Annotated in this window: 18 protein-coding genes and 1 pseudogene; 17 read left to right on the forward strand and 2 right to left on the reverse strand. The window is 36.2% G+C overall.

Translation table 11 applies throughout. The features are described from left to right. Positions 1-49 precede the first annotated feature (49 nt). A complete protein-coding gene (locus tag EC501_RS00335; RefSeq protein WP_122970301.1) occupies positions 50-1732 on the reverse strand; it encodes an Rqc2 family fibronectin-binding protein in 1683 nt (560 codons plus the stop codon). A gap of 257 nt (positions 1733-1989) precedes the next feature. Here EC501_RS00335 and EC501_RS00340 point away from each other — a divergent pair, with 257 nt between their 5' ends. The 15 genes and pseudogenes from EC501_RS00340 to EC501_RS00410 all read left to right on the forward strand — a co-directional run bounded on the left by EC501_RS00340 (position 1990) and on the right by EC501_RS00410 (position 16133). Continuing rightward, entirely contained in the window at positions 1990-2865 is an 876-nt protein-coding gene (locus EC501_RS00340) for a YicC/YloC family endoribonuclease (protein ID WP_122970302.1), read from the forward strand. Positions 2866-3045: 180 nt separating this feature from the next. Then, positions 3046-3663 carry a guanylate kinase gene (gene gmk, locus EC501_RS00345; RefSeq protein WP_122970303.1) on the forward strand — a complete coding sequence of 206 codons (618 nt, stop codon included), beginning with the start codon at positions 3046-3048 and terminating at the stop codon, positions 3661-3663. Positions 3664-3667: 4 nt separating this feature from the next. After that, positions 3668-3892 (forward strand): DNA-directed RNA polymerase subunit omega, encoded by a 225-nt coding sequence (gene rpoZ, locus EC501_RS00350; RefSeq protein WP_122970304.1) that lies wholly within the window; start codon positions 3668-3670, stop codon positions 3890-3892. A gap of 156 nt (positions 3893-4048) precedes the next feature. After that, positions 4049-4594 (forward strand): annotated as a pseudogene (gene coaBC / locus EC501_RS00355) (bifunctional phosphopantothenoylcysteine decarboxylase/phosphopantothenate--cysteine ligase CoaBC); the annotation flags it as partial. 5 nt (positions 4595-4599) lie between these two features. Next, positions 4600-7014, forward strand: a complete 2415-nt coding sequence (priA, locus tag EC501_RS00360) for a primosomal protein N' (RefSeq protein ID WP_122970306.1) — start codon at positions 4600-4602, stop codon at positions 7012-7014. A gap of 61 nt (positions 7015-7075) precedes the next feature. Next, positions 7076-7567, forward strand: coding sequence for a peptide deformylase (def, locus tag EC501_RS00365; protein ID WP_122970307.1), 492 nt, complete (start codon positions 7076-7078; stop codon positions 7565-7567). Between the two features lie 2 nt (positions 7568-7569). Continuing rightward, positions 7570-8511, forward strand: coding sequence for a methionyl-tRNA formyltransferase (fmt, locus tag EC501_RS00370; RefSeq protein WP_122970308.1), 942 nt, complete (start codon positions 7570-7572; stop codon positions 8509-8511). Further along, entirely contained in the window at positions 8508-9863 is a 1356-nt protein-coding gene (gene rsmB / locus EC501_RS00375) for a 16S rRNA (cytosine(967)-C(5))-methyltransferase RsmB (RefSeq protein WP_122970309.1), read from the forward strand. Before fmt ends, rsmB begins: the two co-directional genes overlap by 4 nt. 31 nt (positions 9864-9894) lie before the next feature. Further along, entirely contained in the window at positions 9895-11034 is a 1140-nt protein-coding gene (gene rlmN / locus EC501_RS00380; protein ID WP_122970310.1) for a dual-specificity RNA methyltransferase RlmN, read from the forward strand. Between the two features lie 13 nt (positions 11035-11047). After that, positions 11048-11797 carry a Stp1/IreP family PP2C-type Ser/Thr phosphatase gene (locus EC501_RS00385; RefSeq protein WP_122970311.1) on the forward strand — a complete coding sequence of 250 codons (750 nt, stop codon included), beginning with the start codon at positions 11048-11050 and terminating at the stop codon, positions 11795-11797. 2 nt (positions 11798-11799) lie between these two features. After that, the gene (pknB, locus tag EC501_RS00390) at positions 11800-13803 is read left to right on the forward strand and encodes a Stk1 family PASTA domain-containing Ser/Thr kinase (protein ID WP_122970312.1); all 2004 of its coding nucleotides are present in this window, start codon (positions 11800-11802) and stop codon (positions 13801-13803) included. 11 nt (positions 13804-13814) lie between these two features. Beyond that, the gene (gene rsgA / locus EC501_RS00395; protein WP_122970313.1) at positions 13815-14696 is read left to right on the forward strand and encodes a ribosome small subunit-dependent GTPase A; all 882 of its coding nucleotides are present in this window, start codon (positions 13815-13817) and stop codon (positions 14694-14696) included. Between the two features lie 2 nt (positions 14697-14698). Beyond that, entirely contained in the window at positions 14699-15364 is a 666-nt protein-coding gene (gene rpe / locus EC501_RS00400; RefSeq protein WP_122970314.1) for a ribulose-phosphate 3-epimerase, read from the forward strand. A gap of 1 nt (position 15365) precedes the next feature. Further along, positions 15366-16016, forward strand: a complete 651-nt coding sequence (locus tag EC501_RS00405) for a thiamine diphosphokinase (protein WP_122970315.1) — start codon at positions 15366-15368, stop codon at positions 16014-16016. Positions 16017-16031: 15 nt separating this feature from the next. Continuing rightward, a complete protein-coding gene (locus EC501_RS00410) occupies positions 16032-16133 on the forward strand; it encodes a stage V sporulation protein SpoVM (RefSeq protein WP_122970316.1) in 102 nt (33 codons plus the stop codon). Between the two features lie 204 nt (positions 16134-16337). On the opposite strand, the gene rpmB is transcribed toward EC501_RS00410, so the two are convergent. Then, positions 16338-16526: a 50S ribosomal protein L28 gene (gene rpmB, locus EC501_RS00415; protein WP_036202868.1), complete on the reverse strand. Its 189-nt coding sequence runs from the start codon at positions 16524-16526 to the stop codon at positions 16338-16340. 325 nt (positions 16527-16851) lie between these two features. On the opposite strand from rpmB, the gene EC501_RS00420 reads away from it, so the two are divergent. Both EC501_RS00420 and EC501_RS00425 read left to right on the forward strand, forming a co-directional pair. Then, the gene (locus EC501_RS00420) at positions 16852-17214 is read left to right on the forward strand and encodes an Asp23/Gls24 family envelope stress response protein (RefSeq protein WP_122970317.1); all 363 of its coding nucleotides are present in this window, start codon (positions 16852-16854) and stop codon (positions 17212-17214) included. A gap of 18 nt (positions 17215-17232) precedes the next feature. After that, positions 17233-18885 (forward strand): DAK2 domain-containing protein, encoded by a 1653-nt coding sequence (locus EC501_RS00425; protein WP_122970318.1) that lies wholly within the window; start codon positions 17233-17235, stop codon positions 18883-18885. Positions 18886-18925: the final 40 nt, after the last annotated feature.

Below are 18925 nucleotides of genomic sequence, written 5' to 3' on the forward strand. Positions count from 1 at the left end.
TGGTAAGAATAAATTGAATTCTCCACCAATCGCCTTCATCTTTGTAAAGTTATTTTTTTAGTTTTAGTACGAGCTCTTCGTCGGGTGTTACAAAAAGGGTTTTTTGTTCGAAATAAATAACGAAGCCAGGCTTTGCTCCATTCGGTTTTTTCACTTGCCGAATTTCCGTATAGTCAACGGGAACTGAAGAAGAATCGCGAGCTTTACTAAAATAAGCACTTAAAGTGGCAGCCTCAAATAAAGTTTTGTCATCTGGTTCATTGGAATGGATAACGACATGGGATCCTGGAATATCTTTTGTATGCAACCAAATGTCTGTCTTTTTTGCTATTTTAAAAGTTAAATAATCATTTTGTTTATTATTTTTCCCAACGGAAATGGGGATTCCAGAAGAGGATACAAATTGTTCTGGAGAAGGTTTAGTCGGCTTTTTCTTCCGTTTACTATTGCGCATTTTTAAGTAACCTTGTTCCGCTAATTCTTCGCGAATTTCCTCTATATCCGAAGGGGATGCTTGATGCACTTGTGCCATTAACATATCAAAGTACTGAATTTCATCTTCCGTTTTTTCGATTTGTTCTTTTACCATAACTAAAGCATTTTTTGCTTTATTATATTTCGTGTAATAACTTTGGGCATTTTCAACTGGTGTTTTTCTAACGCTTAAAGGTATTGTTATTTGCTCCCCGTTCTCACTGTAGTAGTTCGTTACGGTTACTTCTTTCATACCCTTTTCGAATTGATATAAATGGGCCATTAAGAGTTCACCATAAAGTTGAAATTTATCTAGATTCGAAGCATTATCCAAATCTTTTTGAAGTTTTTTTAATTTTAAAGTTAATTTATTGCGTTCGTTTTGAAGCCAACGTTCCAAATCTCCAGCCTGCTGCTTTACCCGATCCCGTTCAGCCCGGGCATAAAATACCCGATCTAATAAGGTGCTTAATGACTCATATTGGGTTTTTTGACCTTTCAAGTGGGTTAATGTTGTTGGTGAAAAATAAGTTTTTTTATCTACTTCTATATAAGTGGGATGTGCACCAGCAACAATTTCTTCTAAAAAAGTTTTAAAAGTAGGAAGTATATCATTTTGTTTTATACGATATAAAAGTTCGTTTGCATGAATAGGTGAAAACCCTTTTAAATGCTCAACAACGTGTTTTGCTGTTTTTTCTTCTGCGAAAAATTGTTGTATTTCGTCATCGGTCATCGTAGCTGGATTGACTTTATTTTGTTTTGGAGGGGCAATATACGGTTGACCGGGTAAGACGGTACGATAACTATTAACAGATGGTGGTAGATGTTTTAAACTATCAATAATTTTATCGTTTTCATCATCGATTAACATAATATTGCTGTGACGCCCCATAATCTCGACTGTCAACTTGCGAAAAACTTGATCTCCAATTTCATTTTTACTTTCGATATTAAAAGTTAAAATTCGTTCAAAGGAATCGGTTGAAATTGTATGAATAATACCGCCTTCAATATGTTTTCTTAAAAGCATACAAAACATTGGTGGTTCAGCTGGGTTATCAATCGAATGTTCTGTTAAATGAACCCGCGCATAGGCCGGGTGAATCGAACATAATAGTTTATAATTCTCCCCTTTAGCACGAATATGTAACATAATTTCAAGGGCGTTTGGCTGATGAATTTTCGTAATACGACCTGTTTCTAATTGTTTTAATTCATTTGCCATTGCTATTGTAAATAAGCCATCAAAAGCCATGTTATTTCCTCTTTTCTTCTTTCACGTAATCTTCGATCAATCCTATATGGTTAGAAATCCATATAAAAATTAGTAAGACTTCATTTACAACGATATTTCATTATAAAATGTAGTTCAAAGACAAAAATATATAACATATTATACTATAGTTCTTTATCGTTGCATTCAACATTTACTTTTTGCATACGTCTAACATTAAATTAAGGCTCAGGATGTGTTATACTAAAAATAGTATGCAAAGAAAGGTGTGACGAACCTTGGTGCGTAGTATGACTGGTTTTGGCAGAGGTGTCACAACTACGAATAACTATCAACTAACTGTTGAAGTTCGTTCTGTAAATCATCGTTTTTTAGAAGTTTATACAAAATTTCCTAAGGACTGGCTAGAAGCTGAAATAGCTACTAAAAAACTATTATCCCAATATGTACAGCGGGGAAAATTAGATGTCGTTGTAAATTTGAAATCCTTAGGGAACGATTCTCTATCTATTCAAATCAATTGGCCATTAATTGAAGCTTATAAACAGGCAAAGGAGCAATTAAGCTCAGTAGTCCCCTTTGATGAAAAATGGTCTATGCAAGAACTGCTTTCTTTGGAAAATGCGTTGACGTATGAAAAACAAGAGTTGACGCCAGAAGAAATAAAAGAAGCTATTGAAGATGCTGTAAAAGAAGCAGCCGAAAAATTAGTTGAAATGCGTGAGTTAGAAGGTAATCAGTTAAAAAACGCTTTATTGTGCTATAATACTCAATTAAAAGAACATATTCAGCAAATTCGTGCTCTATCCACTGATTCGGTAAATAAATATCGAGCGAAATTAAATGAACGAATTATGGAAGTTGTTCATTTAGATAGTATAGATGAACGTATACTTGCAGAAGTCGCTATTTTCGCAGAAAAAGTAGATATTGCAGAAGAATTGGATCGCCTTGAAAGTCATTTTAAACAATTAGAAGGAACGCTGGAAGAAGCGAATTCAGTTGGCCGCAAGCTAGACTTTTTAATGCAAGAGATGCATCGTGAAATTAATACAATTGGCTCTAAAAATCAAAATGCTGATATTTCAATTGAAGTTGTTCAAGCAAAAACAATTTTAGAAAAAATGCGAGAACAAGTACAAAATATTGAATAATTGGTTTATGCTGTTATATGGAATTTTTTTAGGAACGAGTTTTCATGCTCATTGAAGTTTGTGAATGGAGTCGAATTAACGTTTAGACGATTCGACTACTCCAGTCATTTCTAATGTTTCTAATAAGGAACATCATAAAATAATTGTAATAGTAGTTTAGCAAGGGAGAAGTTGAGAACAATGAGAAAAGAACGAGGCTTATTAATTGTTCTATCGGGCCCATCCGGTGTCGGTAAAGGGACAGTACGTAAAGAACTTTTTTCAAAGGCCGGCACAAATTATGAATATTCGATTTCAATGACAACTCGTGCTCCGCGTGAAGGTGAAGTCGATGGTGTGGATTACTTTTTTAAAACTCGGGAAGAGTTTGAAACGCTTATCGAAGAAGGCGGTTTGTTAGAACATGCCGAGTTTGTTGGTAACTACTATGGGACTCCGCTTGCTTATGTCAATGAAACATTGGATGCAGGCCGAGATGTATTTTTAGAAATAGAAGTTCAAGGAGCGGCACAAATTCGTGAAAAAGCTCCTGAAGCCCTCTTTATATTTTTAGCACCCCCAAGTATTACCGAGTTACAGAATCGTTTAATTGGACGCGGTACTGAAACAGAGGAAATTATTAAAAAAAGAATTGAAACAGCACGGGAAGAGCTCGAAATGATGAGTTTATATGATTACGTTGTAGAAAATGATGAAATTCAGAATGCATGTGATAAAATAAATGCTATCATTGTTGCGGAACATTGTCGTCGTGACCGTGTTGAAAAAAGATATTTGTCTATGTTGAGAGGAGAATAATTTTATGTTGTACCCATCTGTTGATGCTTTAAAAAGTAAAATCGATTCAAAATATTCTTTAGTAAGTCTTGCATCAAAACGTGCTCGTCAAATGCAAGAACAAGGTGACGAGCAATTAGAATCCTACGTTTCCCATAAACCAGTAGGGAAAGCTTTAGAAGAAGTAGCAGCTGGTCTATTAAAGAAAGAGAAACAAGATGCTTCTACAATTTACGAGGACGAAATTTAATTTCAGAAAGTTTACGAAGTAACTTCTATTTGTTTAAGTCGTTTTCATTGAAGTTCTAAATGGTTTTTTGTTTATAATTAGTTGAAGATATGACGATCTATTAGCTCCCGGAGAATTATTCTTTGGGAGCTTGTCATTTGAAAGGATGAGTGAGTCATGCAAAAAAATATATTATTATGTGTGTCAGGTGGCATTGCGGTTTATAAAGCGGTAGCCCTTGTAAGTAAACTAACACAGGCAAATTTTAATGTGAAAGTCATTATGACAGAGTCAGCTCGTAAATTTGTCACACCATTAAGTTTTCAAGTGATGTCTAAAAACGACGTTTATTACGATACATTTGATGAAAAAGATTCAAAGGTCATAGCCCATATTGATTTAGCGGATTGGGCTGATTTAATTTTAGTAGCGCCAGCAACGGCTAATGTCATCGGAAAATTGGCAAATGGTATTGCAGACGATATGGTCACAACTACTTTACTTGCAGCAACTTGTCCCGTTTGGCTTGCTCCAGCCATGAATGTACATATGTATGATCATCCAGCTGTGAAACGAAATATTGCTCAATTAGCAGAAGATGGTTGTTCATTTATCGAACCGTCGGAAGGTTTTTTAGCGTGTGGGTATGTTGGAAAGGGTCGTTTAGAAGAACCAGAAAAAATTACACAAATTGTGGTCGAATTTTTTGAAGGGGAAGCGAAAAAGGGATGATAACCGTTGCGGAGGTAATCGTAGATGTCGCAGCCTATCCTGTCGATCGCCCCTTCGATTATTTAGTCCCTGCAGAAATGACAAATATTATGGAGTGCGGTAGTCGAGTAAAAGTACCATTTGGACCACGAAATGTACTTGGATTTGTTGTGGCGTTAAAAAACGATACAGATGTTCCTCTTGAAAAGATTAAGCCTATTACTCAAATACTTGATATTGAACCTGTTTTAACGGGTGAAATGTTACAGTTGGCCAAATGGTTAAAAAATGAAACAATTTGTTACGAAATTGATGCTTTGCAAGTTATGCTACCTTCTGCTTTGCGTGCAAAATATGAAAAGGTTATTACATTGCAAACGGATGTTGAACATTTACCATCTTCATTAAAAGAATGGTTTGAGAAATCTGAACGGGTATATTTGAAACAATTTGAAAAAAATAATCTACTTCCGGACATTAAGAAAGCATTAAAAGAAAAAATGGTTTCTTTGGAAAATGTCGTGCAACAAAAGGGAAAAGTGAAGGAAGTAAGAAAAGTACGAATTTGTCCAGAACGTGAAACATTAACTGAAATCTTTAACAACATTTCGAAACGGGCTAAAAAACAAAAGCTCCTTGTGGAGTGGATGTTCAATCATGTAGGGGAAATAATGGAGCCCGATATTATTTATAAAGAATTAAATACATCTTCTCAAGTGTTACAGGCTGTAATTGAATTAGGTGCCGCTTCTTTTATTCAACAAGAAGTGTACCGTGATCCATTTACAAAAGATGTGAAAAAAACAGATTTTTTAAATTTAACAGATGAGCAGTCTACGGCCCTTTATAAAATAACTGATGCAATGAACCGTAAACAACCTGAAACCTTTTTATTGCACGGTATTACAGGTAGTGGGAAAACGGAAGTATATTTACAAGCGATTGCTAAATGTTTAGAAGAAGGAAAAGAAGCGATTGTACTTGTTCCGGAAATTTCCTTAACCCCTCAAATGACGGAGCGATTCCGTTCCCGTTTTGGAGAGCTAGTTGCGGTCATGCACAGCGGATTATCCGTTGGTGAAAAATATGATGAGTGGAGAAAGGTACATCAAGGGAAAGTAAAAGTTGTTGTCGGGGCCCGTTCCGCTATTTTTGCTCCTTTTGAAAATGTAGGTATCATTATTTTAGATGAAGAGCATGAGTCCACTTACAAACAAGAAGATTCACCACGATATCATGCAAGAGACGTAGCGATTTGGCGTAGTAATTACCACTCATGTCCAGTTATATTAGGCAGTGCCACACCATCATTAGAATCCTTTGCCCGCTCAAAGAAAAAGGTTTATACATTATTAACATTAAAAGAACGTGCTTTAAAACAGTCATTACCAACTGTTCAAGTAGTCGATATGCGAGATGAATTGAAACAGGGAAATCGTTCGATGTTTTCTCAACAATTAGTAGAATCCATTCGAATTCGATTAGAAAGAAAAGAACAAATCGTTTTATTTTTAAATCGTAGAGGTTATTCGGCCTTTGTTCTTTGTAGAGACTGTGGAACGGTTCTCCAATGTGAAAACTGTGACATTTCATTAACTTACCATCGTAGTAATGAAAAATGTAAATGTCATTATTGTGGCTATGAAATTCATGTCCCTAAAACATGCCCCCAATGTCAAAGTGATCATATCCGATTTTTTGGTACAGGAACACAAAAAGTGGAAGAAGAGATTGCAAAATTATTTCCTGAAGCTAGAGTGTTAAGAATGGATGTGGATACGACGAAAACTAAGGGGTCCCACGAGCAACTATTGCAAGCCTTTGGTGACGGGGAAGCGGATATTTTATTAGGCACTCAAATGATTGCTAAAGGACTTGATTATCCAAATATTACATTAGTAGGGGTGTTAAGTGCGGATACATCTCTCCATTTACCAGATTTCCGTGCTGCGGAAAAGACATTCCAATTATTAACTCAAGTAAGTGGACGAGCTGGACGACATAGTAAGCCAGGGGAAGTAGTCATTCAAACATATACACCAGAACATTATGCTATTGAATTAGCTAAGTCCCAGGAGTATGAACCGTTTTATGAACGGGAAATGCATATGCGTCATCAAGCTGGATACCCTCCATATTACTATTTAGCGTTAATTCAAATATCCCATCATGATGTCATGATGGCGGCGGAATATGCTGGAAAAGCTGCTGATTGGTTACGTTCAAAACTGTCCTTTAACATTTCCATCATTGGGCCGACTACAGCTGGAATCAGTCGTCTCCAAAATAGATATCGCTATCAATGTTTGATAAAATACAAAATAGAACCAAATTTAATCCCGACATTATTACAACTTATTAAGTTATACCGTTCGGATTGGATTAAAAAGGGAATTATCCTGACTGTTGATTTAGATCCAACAATGATTTAAACGATTTTTTGGTTAGGAATATTTCCTTGCTGCTTAAAGAAGTGTAGAAAGAGGTAAAATAATGGCAATTAAAGAAGTTGTAAAACATCCTGCAAAGGTACTAACAGAAAAATGTAAAGAAGTTACAGTAATTAACGAAGAAATTATTACACTTCTTGATGACCTATACGACACAATGGTGGAATATGATGGTGTTGGAATAGCGGCGCCTCAAATTAATGTTCCATTACGTGTAGCAATTGTTGAATTAGGTGGAGAACGAGATATATTAGAAATGATTAATCCAACTATTTTAGAAACTTCTGGGTCAGAAGTTGATATAGAAGGGTGTTTAAGCTTTCCAAATCTTTTTGGAGAAGTAGAAAGACCGACATATGTAAAAATTGAAGCTTGTGATCGTGAAGGAAGAGTATACGAATTGGAAGCTGGCGGTTTTGATGCTCGTGCCATTTTACACGAAATTGACCATTTAGATGGGGTTTTATTTGATTCAAAATTAATTCGTGTTGTACCGGAGGAAGAGCTAGCAGAAATGTATGGTGAGGAGGAGTAAAAATGACTTCAGTTGTATTTATGGGGACACCTTCTTTTTCAGTACCTATATTACGAATGATTCATGAGGAAGGGTATGACGTATTAGCAGTCGTCACTCAACCCGATCGCCCGGTCGGCCGGAAAAAGGTATTAACACCTCCTCCTGTAAAAGAAGAAGCATTACGTTTAGGTTTACCTGTCATCCAACCAGAAAAATTACGTGGTTCTCAAGAATTGGAACAAATTTTATCGTTAAATCCTGATATTGTCATAACTGCTGCCTTTGGTCAAATTTTACCAAAGACTTTACTTGATGCACCTCGTTTCGGTTGTATTAATGTTCATGCATCTTTATTACCGAAATATCGTGGTGGAGCACCAATCCATCAAGCAATTATAGATGGGGAAGAGAAAACCGGCGTAACGATTATGTACATGGCGGAAAAATTAGATGCGGGGGATATTATTTCTCAGGCTGAGATTGCTATTGAGGATACTGATAATACAGGTACTATGTTTGAAAAATTAAGCCTTGTCGGAAGAGATCTTTTAAAATCTACGTTACCCCTTATTATTGAAGGGAAAAATGAACGTATTCCACAAGATGAAGAAAAGGTAACCTTTGCCCATAATATTTCAAGGGAGCAAGAACGAATTCATTGGTCCAATAGTGCAAGAACTGTTTTTAATCAAGTTCGTGGATTAACGCCATGGCCAACCGCTTACACAACTTTTCAAGGTGAGAATGTGAAAATTTGGTTAGTTAAAGAGGGAGATACTTTAACAAAGGATGCGCCAGGTAAAGTTGTGAAAATTAATAAAGATAGTTTTGAGGTCGCTTGTGGTGACGGAAAAACAATCATTGTTTTTGAACTTCAACCAGCGGGCAAAAAACGGATGACGGCGCAAGATTACTTGCGCGGAACGGGGTCAAAACTTGTGATAGGGGACCAATTTGAATGACAAAAAAGAAAGTACCAATTTGGAACGGTAATGTGCGCGATGCCGCATTAGCCATCCTTTTAGCAGTTGATAAAGATCAAGCATACAGTAATTTACTACTTAATCAAACGATTAATAAATATAAAATTGAAGCAAAAGATCGAGCCCTTCTAACCGAATTAACTTACGGAACCTTGCAACATAAATATACATTAGATTATTATTTAGAGCCTTTTATCCGCGGGAAAATAGACCTTTGGGTAAATTGGCTTCTTCGCCTTTCCCTATATCAAATGCTGTACTTAGACAGGGTTCCTGATCATGCGGTCGTGAATGAATCAGTGGAAATTGCAAAACGTAGAGGACATAAAGGAATCGCTTCATTAGTAAATGGCATCCTCCGGTCGATTTTACGTCAAGGTGTACGTTCAACAGAGGGGATTACGGATCCTATTCATCGATTAGCTATTGAAACGAGTCATCCAAAATGGCTAGTCGAGCGATTTATTAATTCTTATGGTCTTGAGCGCACAACAGAAATGTTACAAGAAAACAATGTTCCACCAATTCCAACCGTTCGAGTGAATATGACAAAAGCATCGGTTCAAGAAGTACTTTTAATGCTGGAACAAGAAGGTGTTTCAGCAAAACAAAGTAAAATAATGCCTGAGTGTTTACATTTCTTAACAGGTCAACCATCGAGGACAAAAGCATTTAAAGATGGTTTTATTACGATTCAAGATGAAAGTTCGATGATGCCGGCAAATGCGTTAAATCCAAAACGAGGATGGCGTGTCCTTGATATGTGTGCGGCACCAGGCGGAAAAACAACTCATATGGCTGAATTAATGGCCAATGAAGGTTCTATTTTAGCAACAGATTTACACCCACATAAATTAGATTTAATCGACGAAACAAGTGTCCGCTTAGGGTTAGATATTATTCAAACGGCACCAATCGATGGTCGGAAGGCTGCGGAACTTTTACAAGCTGAATCCTTTGATGCCGTTTTAGTTGATGCTCCTTGCTCAGGATTAGGTGTGATGAGACGTAAACCGGACATTAAATATACAAAACGGGAAGAAGACTTGTCTCGCCTCCATACGATTCAGCTTGAACTATTAAACAATGCTGTGAAAGTCCTTAAAAAAGGTGGGCGATTAGTTTATAGCACTTGTACAGTCAATAAGGAAGAAAATGAAGACACTGTATCGGCATTTTTAGCGACCCATCCAGAAATGGAATCGATTGAAATAGAAAATTTACCGAAGGAACTTGTAGATCGCAGTCAAAGTGGAATGCTACAAGTATTCCCTCAAGATTTCGGCAGCGATGGTTTCTTTGTAGCAACTTTTAGAAAAAAGCAAGATTAGTTAGAAATAAAAAAGGAGAATCCTAACACAAATGGATCAAAATAAATTTAATGAACGTATTCAAGACCTAGTAGAAGAGGCTGAACAAAAGCCAGCTCGACGTGTGAAAAAAGAAAAACCTCAACTAAAGGAATCCATTTATTCGTTAAGAATTGATGAGTTACAAGAATGGTTGAAAGAGAATGGGGAGAAACCTTTCCGAGCTGGTCAAATTTATGAATGGTTATATGATAAACGAGTGAAAACCTTCGACGAAATGTCGAATCTATCAAAATCCCTTCGTGAAAAATTAAAAGAAAACTTTGCTTTAACAACACTATCAACCATCATTAAACAAGAATCGAAAGATGGAACGATTAAGTTTTTATTCCAACTTCAAGATGGTTATTCCATTGAAACGGTATTAATGCGCCATGATTATGGAAATTCTGTTTGTGTAACAACGCAAGTTGGCTGTCGTATTGGCTGTACATTTTGTGCATCAACCCTTGGTGGTTTAAAACGTCATTTATTAGCAGGTGAAATTGTAGAGCAAGTTGTAAAAGTACAAAAAGAATTAGATGAAGCAGGTGAACGGGTATCCCATATCGTTATCATGGGAATTGGGGAACCGTTTGATAACTATGATGCGATGATGAATTTCTTAAAGGTCATCAATAATGATAAAGGATTAAATATCGGTGCTCGTCATATTACCGTTTCCACATCAGGAATCGTACCGAAGATTTACAAATTTGCAGATGAAGAATTACAAATTAATTTCGCTGTTTCTTTACACGCACCAAACCAAGAAGCACGTCAAAAATTAATGCCTATTGCTCGCGCCTATAAACTTGATGAACTTTTAGAAGCGGTACGTTATTATACGAAGAAAACGGGTCGTCGTGTAAGTTTTGAATATGGTTTAATGTCAGGTGAAAATGATTCTGTTGAAGTGGCAGAGGAATTAGCGGATTTAATTAAAGGGATTAAGTGTCATGTTAATTTAATTCCTATTAACTATGTACCAGAGCGTGATTATGTAAGAACTTCACGTAGCAGTATATTTGCCTTTGAAAAAACTTTGAAGAAACGTGGAATTAACGTAACAATTCGTCGTGAACAAGGTGCTGATATTGCAGCAGCATGCGGCCAGTTACGAGCGCAAGAACGCCAAGATGAAATAAAGTAGGTGGGTGACTACTGTGAAGTATACAGTCGAAAGTGATATTGGACGAAAACGGATGGTAAATGAAGATCGGGTTGCTTTTTTAGAGCATCCCGATTCCTTTAAACTTGCGATATTAGCAGATGGTATGGGTGGACATAATGCTGGTGATGTGGCCAGTGAAATGGCGATTGAGGAAATGAAAACCCACTTTCTTAATGTAAATGTCACACAATTAAACACGATTGAAGCAAAAAAACAATGGATGTTGGAAGTGATTAAAGCAATCAATGAAAAAATATATAATCACTCTCTCATTACTGAAGGTTGCCAAGGTATGGGGACAACATTAATCGCGGTTTTAATCGACGGTAATCAATGTTTAATTGGCCATATCGGAGATAGTAGAGTTTATTATTTTACTTCTGAAAATGTATCTCTTGTTACAAGAGATCATTCTTACGTTAATTTACTAGTTGAGAATGGAGAAATTAGTGAAGAGGAAGCAGAAAACCATCCGCAAAAAAACTTTATCGTAAAATCCCTTGGAACTGAATCGACGATAGAACCTGATTTTTACGAATTAAGCCTATTTCAACCGTCCTATTTATTAATTTGTTCAGACGGTTTAAGTAATAAAATTTCAACTGATGAAATGGCTGCTATTCTAACTTTACCCCTTTCAATTGAAAATAAAGGAAAAAAACTAGTGCAGTTAGCAAACGATTCAGGTGGAGAAGATAATATATCGGTCATTTTATTATCAATGAACGATGAGGAGGTGTAACTATGCTAAAGGGAAAAAGAATTAATGACCGTTATAAAATACTGGAGCTTATCGGCGGCGGTGGAATGTCGAATGTTTATTTGGCTCATGATATGATTTTAAATCGTGATGTGGCGGTTAAAGTTTTACGTTATGATGCGTCAAACGAAGAAGAATTTCATCGGCGTTTTCAAAGGGAAGCATTATCGGCGACAAGTTTAACTCATCCAAATATCGTTAGTATTTACGATGTTGGGGAAGATCAAGATATGCACTACATCGTCATGGAATATATAAAAGGCAAAACATTAAAACAATACATAAATGAGTTTTCGCCTTTATCACCAGCTAGAAGTGTTCAAATTATGAAACAATTAACTTCTGCCATTGCCCATGCCCATGAAAATCAAATTATTCATCGTGATATTAAACCGCAAAACATTTTAGTGGATAATGAAGGAAATGTGAAAGTAACAGACTTTGGGATCGCAACTTCTTTAAGTGCTACAAGCTATACGAAAACAAACTCTGTTATTGGAACAGTCCATTATTTATCTCCTGAACAAGCACGGGGTGGTACTGCGACGAATCAATCGGATATTTATTCGTTAGGGATTGTGTTGTATGAGTTATTAACGGGGGAATTACCGTTTTCTGGTGAATCGGCAGTATCTATCGCATTAAAACATTTACAAACGGAAACACCTTCTGTAAGAGCTTTGGACGCATCCATTCCACAAAGTTTGGAAAATGTTATTTTGAAGGCAACAGCTAAAAATCCCCTACATCGTTATTCTTCTGTAGAGGAAATGGAAGAGGACTTACAAACAGTATTATCTCCAGAACGTTTGTCGGAAAAGAAATTCCAACCACCCGTTGATGATGATGAAACAAAGGCAATTCCTATTATTAAAGATTCTTTACCGTTTAGCGACATTGCTAATACGAAGGTGAATTCTCAAAAAACGGAAAAGGCAGAACGAGTAAAGCCGGAAAAAGCTCAAAAAGAAGTACCTGTTAAAGAAAAAGATAAGAAAAATAATAAGAACAACAATAAGAAAAAGAATCGTCGAAAAATGGTAGCCATTATTGTGGCCATTATTGCCATTATTATTCTAGGTTCTGTCCTTGCCTTTAATTTGTTAAGTCCAAAGAAAATAGAAATTCCTGATGTATCGAATATGGAAGTTGAAGAAGCCATTGAAATACTTGAAAGTGAAGGATTTGCTATAGGTGAACAAAAAGAAGCCCATTCTGATGAAGTAGAAGAAGGGTTAGTAATAAAAACGAATCCGAAGGCTGGTTTAAGCCGTCTTGAAGGGACAGAAATCGAATTAGTTGTTAGCTTAGGTAATGAAAAAATTGAAGTGGATGATTATGTTGGAAAACAAATTAATCAAGTCACTTCAATTTTAGAGAATAGCGATTATCAAGATTTTGATATTCAACAAGTCTATTCGGATGAGCCGGAAGGTACAATTGTTGAACAACAGCCTTCTGCTGGAGAAGAGGTTGTTCCGAGTGAAACGACAATTATTTTAAAAGTAAGTCAAGGAAAAAATGAAGTAACTGTTTCAGACTTAACAGGGTATGATGAGGCGGAATTAGAAGAGTATGAAAAAAGCTCAGGCTTTAATGTTGAAATAGATAGTGAAGAAAACTCTGATACGGTTCCCGCTGGTGAAGTAATTTCCCAAAATCCAAAGGCGAATTCAAGTTTAGAAGAAGGCGGAACAATTGAAGTCGTTCTTTCTAAAGGTCCTGCTGAAAAACAAGTAAAAATGTATTATAAAGATATTGTAATTCCTTACGAACCGTTTCAATTAGGTGAAATACAATCAGTTCGAATTTTCATTGAAGACAAGACCCATTCGATGGTGGAGCCTTATGACGAATTCACGATAACGGAGGATACGAATTATCGAATTCAATTAGAAATTGCTGAGGGAGAAACAGCGGCCTATCGAATTGAACGTGATTCCACTAACATTGCAGAAGAGACAATACCCTATGATAGGGCAGAATAAGGAGTGAAAAAATGGCTGAAGGCCAAATCCGTAAAGCGTTAAGCGGTTATTATTATGTTTACCAAAACGGTGAGTTAATTCAATGCCGAGGGCGCGGTGTTTTCCGAAATCGAGGGGAATCACCGCTTGTCGGCGACTTTGTCGATTATACAAAAGAAGGGGAATCGGATGGCTACATAATGAAAATTCATCCGAGAATGAACGAATTAGTACGCCCCCCTATTGCTAACGTTGATCAAGCAATTTTAGTTTTTTCAGTAAAAGAACCAGATTTTAATACGATATTATTGGATCGATTTTTAGTTGTACTGGAATCATTCCGTGTAAATCCAATTATTTGTTTGACAAAAATGGATTTATTGGATGAAGAAGAACGGGTTAAGTTAACAAAATATATCGATGATTACAAATCCATTGGATATGAAATCATTGAAACTTATAAAAATGACAAAACTTTACTTGAACGATTGCAACCGGTTTTAGAAGGGAAAACTTCTGTTTTAGCCGGTCAATCTGGAGTTGGTAAATCTACTTTGCTAAATACGTTATTACCAGAATTAAAGTTACAAACAAGTGATATTTCCCACAGTCTTGGTCGAGGAAAACATACAACCCGCCATGTAGAGCTAATTGAAGTTTGTGGTGGGTTATTAGCTGATACACCTGGTTTTAGCTCCTTTGATTTTGATACAATTGAAAAAGAAGAGTTAACTTCTTGTTTCCCTGAATTTGAGCGGCTTAGTGAAGGATGTAAGTTTAGAGGTTGCTTGCATATAAAAGAGCCGAAATGTGCTGTAAAGGGAGCGCTAGAAAGGGAAGAAGTTCCTTCTTACCGCTATGAACATTATCAACAATTTTTACAAGAAATACTTGATCGAAAGCCGAGGTACTAATGATGATTAAAATTGCACCATCCATTCTTGCAGCCGATTTTGCAAAATTAGGACAAGACGTAAAAGAAGTAGAAAAGGCAGGAGCTGAACTCATTCATATCGATGTAATGGACGGCCATTTTGTTCCGAATATTACAATGGGTCCTATCGTTGTGGAAGCTTTACGTCCGATTACGAACTTACCTCTTGATGTTCATTTAATGATTGAAAACCCAGAAAGTTATATCGAACAATTTGCGAAAGCTGGTGCTGATTATATCTCAATACATGTGGAAGCATGTCGACATTTGCATCGCACGATTCAATTGATTCGATCCTTTAATGTGAAACCGGGCGTTGTATTAAATCCTCATACACCAATCGAATCGATTCAACATATTTTGGAGGATATTGATTTTGTATTATTTATGACCGTTAATCCTGGATTTGGTGGTCAAAAGTTTATTTCTTCAGTCGTTCCAAAAATTGAGGCATTATTTAAAATCATTAAAGAACGTGGATTAAACATTGAAATTGAAGTTGATGGTGGAATTACGGCAGAAACGGTTGTACCTTGTGCTAAAGCAGGAGCAACGATGATTGTGGCAGGTTCAGCAATATTTAACAAAGAAGATCGCACGAAGGCTTTGCAAGAGATTAAATTAGCTGGCGAGGCCGTTGTTCAATAGTATGACAACTGTTGTAATTTGTTCTAGTGGACCGAAGCAGGAGCTATGTTCTTTTAAACCGTTTCAATTAAAAGATGTCATATTTATTGGTGCTGACAGAGGGTCTCTTTATTTAATTGAAGAAGGAATTATGCCAAAGGAAATTGTCGGAGATTTTGATTCGTTATCAGAAGAAGAATGGATCAAAGTATCTACACTCGTTGAAAACGTTGAAAAAGTTCAAGCTGAGAAAGATGAAACGGACACCGATTTAGCTTTATTAAAGGCAATGAAATACGACCCGTCAGAAATCTATTTAACGGGTGTAACAGGTGGACGTTTAGATCATTTTGAGGCAGCCATTCGTTCCATGTATCGCTTTCAAATGTTAAATCAAAAAACAAAAATAAAAATTATAAACTCCCATAACGAAATTTGCATACTATTGCCTGGCAAACATACTATATTACGAGATGAAAAGTATCGATATATTTCATTTTTTGCTTATGAAAAGGAAGTAGAAAATGTGACATTACGTGGTGTAAAATACGAGACTACAAATGAAACAATTGAAATTGGTACATCTCGCTTTACTAGTAATGAATTGATTTCTGAGCTTGGGTATATCTCTTTTTCATCAGGCATATGTTTAATGATAAGAAGCAGTGATTAAAAAGGAGGCCAGCGTTTGAGAGTTTATACATTTCAATTGCCGAAAATTGTTAGTAGCCTTACACGTAGTTGCATTAATTTATTTACAGGCGGCGGGAAGAAGAAGAAAAAGGAATAATTTTTATTTCATTACTTATTTGATTTTCCAAAACGCCTATAAATTAAAACAAATGCATTTGGGAATACTTTCAGTAAAAAAGAAGGAACTGTCCTCTAAAATTGATAGGGCAGTTCTTTTTTAATATAGTTTTTTCTAGTACATAAAAAAACATCGACTTTTACATAATTTGTAAAAACCGATGTTTTCAATGATGGAAGTTGATTATACGCGTTCAACTTTACCAGATTTAAGAGCACGAGCAGATACCCATACACGTTTTGGTTTACCATTCACTAGAATACGAACTTTTTGTAAGTTTGCACCCCAAGTACGTTTGTTAGCGTTCATAGCGTGTGAACGGTTGTTGCCTGAACGAGTTTTACGACCAGTTACTACACATTGTTTAGGCATGTATATTCCCTCCTTACAGATGAATCTGAAAGATTGTTTTTCAGTTCTTTATTTCACATACTATAATAATTTAACATAGACAACAAATCGTTGCAACCTATTTCACATAACCTTTCAAGAAAAAATCCTTTACAGTTAGAAAAAAGTCGGAGAAAATGGAAATGCTATATAAAAGCACTATCATAGTATACATAAAGCATATTGGAATAGAAGGGAAATCGACGGATTCCAGTAATTAAGTAGACGGATGCTAACGTTTTCTTTTATAATGAATTTTTGTGTAGTACAATATAGATTAGTCAAAAAGAGCCAAGGGGGCAAATTTATGTCAGTAGAAATTAATAATGATTTCGGACAAATTGATATTTCAAATGATGTAATTGCACAAATAGCTGGTGGAGCTGCAATTGAATGCTACGGTATTGTTGGTATGGCATCAAAACACCAAATTCGAGATGGTTTAACAGATATTTTACGAAAAGAAAACTTTACTAAAGGCGTTATTATTCGTCAAGAAGGACAAGACCTTCATATTGACATGTATATTATAGTTAGTTATGGAACGAAAATTTCTGAAGTAGCCTATCAAGTTCAATCAAAAGTAAAATACACAGTAAATAAAACATTAGGTATGAGCGTTAAATCAGTTAACATTTTTGTTCAAGGCGTTCGTGTTATGAATGTGTAAGAGGAGGATTTAAATCGGATGAAGTCACTAGACGGAATCAAATTTGCCGAAATGGTGCAGATGGGTGCCCATCACCTATCACAAAATGCAAGTTATGTTGACTCGTTAAATGTTTTTCCAGTTCCCGATGGAGATACTGGTACGAATATGAATTTGTCCATGACATCTGGTGCTAAAGAAACAGAAGTAAATGCACAAAAACATATTGGGAAAACTGCCCAGAGCTTATCAAAAGGATTATTAATGGGAGCCCGAGGAAATTCGGGGGTTATTTTGTCCCAGTTATTCCGTGGATTCGGAAAAGCGATAGAAAAAGAAGAAGAAATTGATGCCTATCGCTTAGCAAATGCGTTTCAAGCGGGTGTTGATACGGCCTATAAAGCTGTAATGAAACCTGTAGAAGGTACAATTTTAACCGTTGCCCGTGAAGCTGCTGCAAAAGCAGTAGAAGTTGCAGAAACGGAAACTGATATTATTAAAGTGGTGGAAGCATTAGTTGCTGAAGGGAAAAAATCATTGGATCGTACCCCTGACTTACTGCCGGTTTTAAAAGAAGTTGGTGTAGTAGATAGTGGTGGACAAGGTTTACTTTTCGTTTATGAAGGCTTTCTTGCATCTCTAAAAGGTGAAGCGCTTCCAGAACGTAACGATGCATCCCTTGATGATTTAATTAGTGCTGAACATCACCGGGCACAAGATTTTATGAGTACGGAAGAGATTGTTTTTGGCTATTGTACTGAAATTATGGTTCGATTAGAAAAAGATAAAGAGCCGTTTGATGAAATGAAGTTCCGTGAAGAGTTAAATGTCATGGGAGATTCTTTACTAGTTGTTTCCGATGACGAAATTGCAAAGGTACATATTCACTCTGAAACACCGGGAGCTGTACTTTCTGCAGGTCAAAAATATGGTAGCTTAATTAAAATTAAAGTAGATAACATGCGAGAGCAACATTCTGCTATTGTCAATGACCATTCCGATTCAGCAGTGGTTCCAGCAAAGAAAAAAGAAAAACATCCATATGCGGTTGTAACGATTGCCATGGGTGAAGGAATAGCGAATCTTTTACGCAGCATCGGCGCTTCTTATGTTATAGAAGGTGGACAAACGATGAACCCTTCTACAGAAGATATTGTTAAAGCGGTGAAAGAAATTGAAGCTGAACGTGTATTAATTTTACCGAATAACAAAAATATTTTAATGGCTGCTGAGCAGGCTGTAGAATTATTAGATATAGAAGCTGCAGTCGTACCGACGAAAACAATTCCTCAAGGAATGGCTGCTATTTTAGCCTTTAATCCTGAAGCTTCCGTAGAAGATAATAAAGAAGGAATGACTGAGGCGTTTTCCCATGTGAAGACTGGCCAGGTAACTTTTGCGGTACGTGATACTTCCATTGATGGTGTCGAAATTCGCAAAGATGATTATATGGCTTTAGCAGAAGGAAAAATCATTTTATCAACGCCTAAAATGTTAGAGGCAGCAAAAAAGGTCGTTTCTGAATTAGTTGATGAAGATTCAGAAATTATTACTATTTTATACGGAGAAGATGCAACAGCAGAGCAAGCGAATGAACTTTCAAGCTTTATCGAAAGTCATTATCCAGATGCTGAAGTAGAAATTGTAGAGGGAAAACAATCCTTATATCCGTTTATTTTATCAATCGAATAATCCATCTTGATAGCCTTCTCATAAATTATAGGGAAGGCTA

This window comes from Lysinibacillus halotolerans (assembly GCF_003711845.1).
GTDB lineage: Bacteria > Bacillota > Bacilli > Bacillales_A > Planococcaceae > Ureibacillus > Ureibacillus halotolerans.

Bases quoted from the DNA above. Each gene is read 5' to 3' on its own strand.
- EC501_RS00335 (WP_122970301.1), bottom strand. From the start codon at position 1,732: ATGGCTTTTGATGGCTTATTTACAATAGCAATGGCAAATGAATTAAAA.
- gmk (WP_122970303.1), top strand. From the start codon at position 3,046: ATGAGAAAAGAACGAGGCTTATTAATTGTTCTATCGGGCCCATCCGGT.
- rpoZ (WP_122970304.1), top strand. From the start codon at position 3,668: ATGTTGTACCCATCTGTTGATGCTTTAAAAAGTAAAATCGATTCAAAA.
- priA (WP_122970306.1), top strand. From the start codon at position 4,600: ATGATAACCGTTGCGGAGGTAATCGTAGATGTCGCAGCCTATCCTGTC.
- def (WP_122970307.1), top strand. From the start codon at position 7,076: ATGGCAATTAAAGAAGTTGTAAAACATCCTGCAAAGGTACTAACAGAA.
- fmt (WP_122970308.1), top strand. From the start codon at position 7,570: ATGACTTCAGTTGTATTTATGGGGACACCTTCTTTTTCAGTACCTATA.
- rsmB (WP_122970309.1), top strand. From the start codon at position 8,508: ATGACAAAAAAGAAAGTACCAATTTGGAACGGTAATGTGCGCGATGCC.
- rlmN (WP_122970310.1), top strand. From the start codon at position 9,895: ATGGATCAAAATAAATTTAATGAACGTATTCAAGACCTAGTAGAAGAG.
- pknB (WP_122970312.1), top strand. From the start codon at position 11,800: ATGCTAAAGGGAAAAAGAATTAATGACCGTTATAAAATACTGGAGCTT.
- rsgA (WP_122970313.1), top strand. From the start codon at position 13,815: ATGGCTGAAGGCCAAATCCGTAAAGCGTTAAGCGGTTATTATTATGTT.
- rpe (WP_122970314.1), top strand. From the start codon at position 14,699: ATGATTAAAATTGCACCATCCATTCTTGCAGCCGATTTTGCAAAATTA.
- EC501_RS00405 (WP_122970315.1), top strand. From the start codon at position 15,366: ATGACAACTGTTGTAATTTGTTCTAGTGGACCGAAGCAGGAGCTATGT.
- rpmB (WP_036202868.1), bottom strand. From the start codon at position 16,526: ATGCCTAAACAATGTGTAGTAACTGGTCGTAAAACTCGTTCAGGCAAC.
- EC501_RS00420 (WP_122970317.1), top strand. From the start codon at position 16,852: ATGTCAGTAGAAATTAATAATGATTTCGGACAAATTGATATTTCAAAT.
- EC501_RS00425 (WP_122970318.1), top strand. From the start codon at position 17,233: ATGAAGTCACTAGACGGAATCAAATTTGCCGAAATGGTGCAGATGGGT.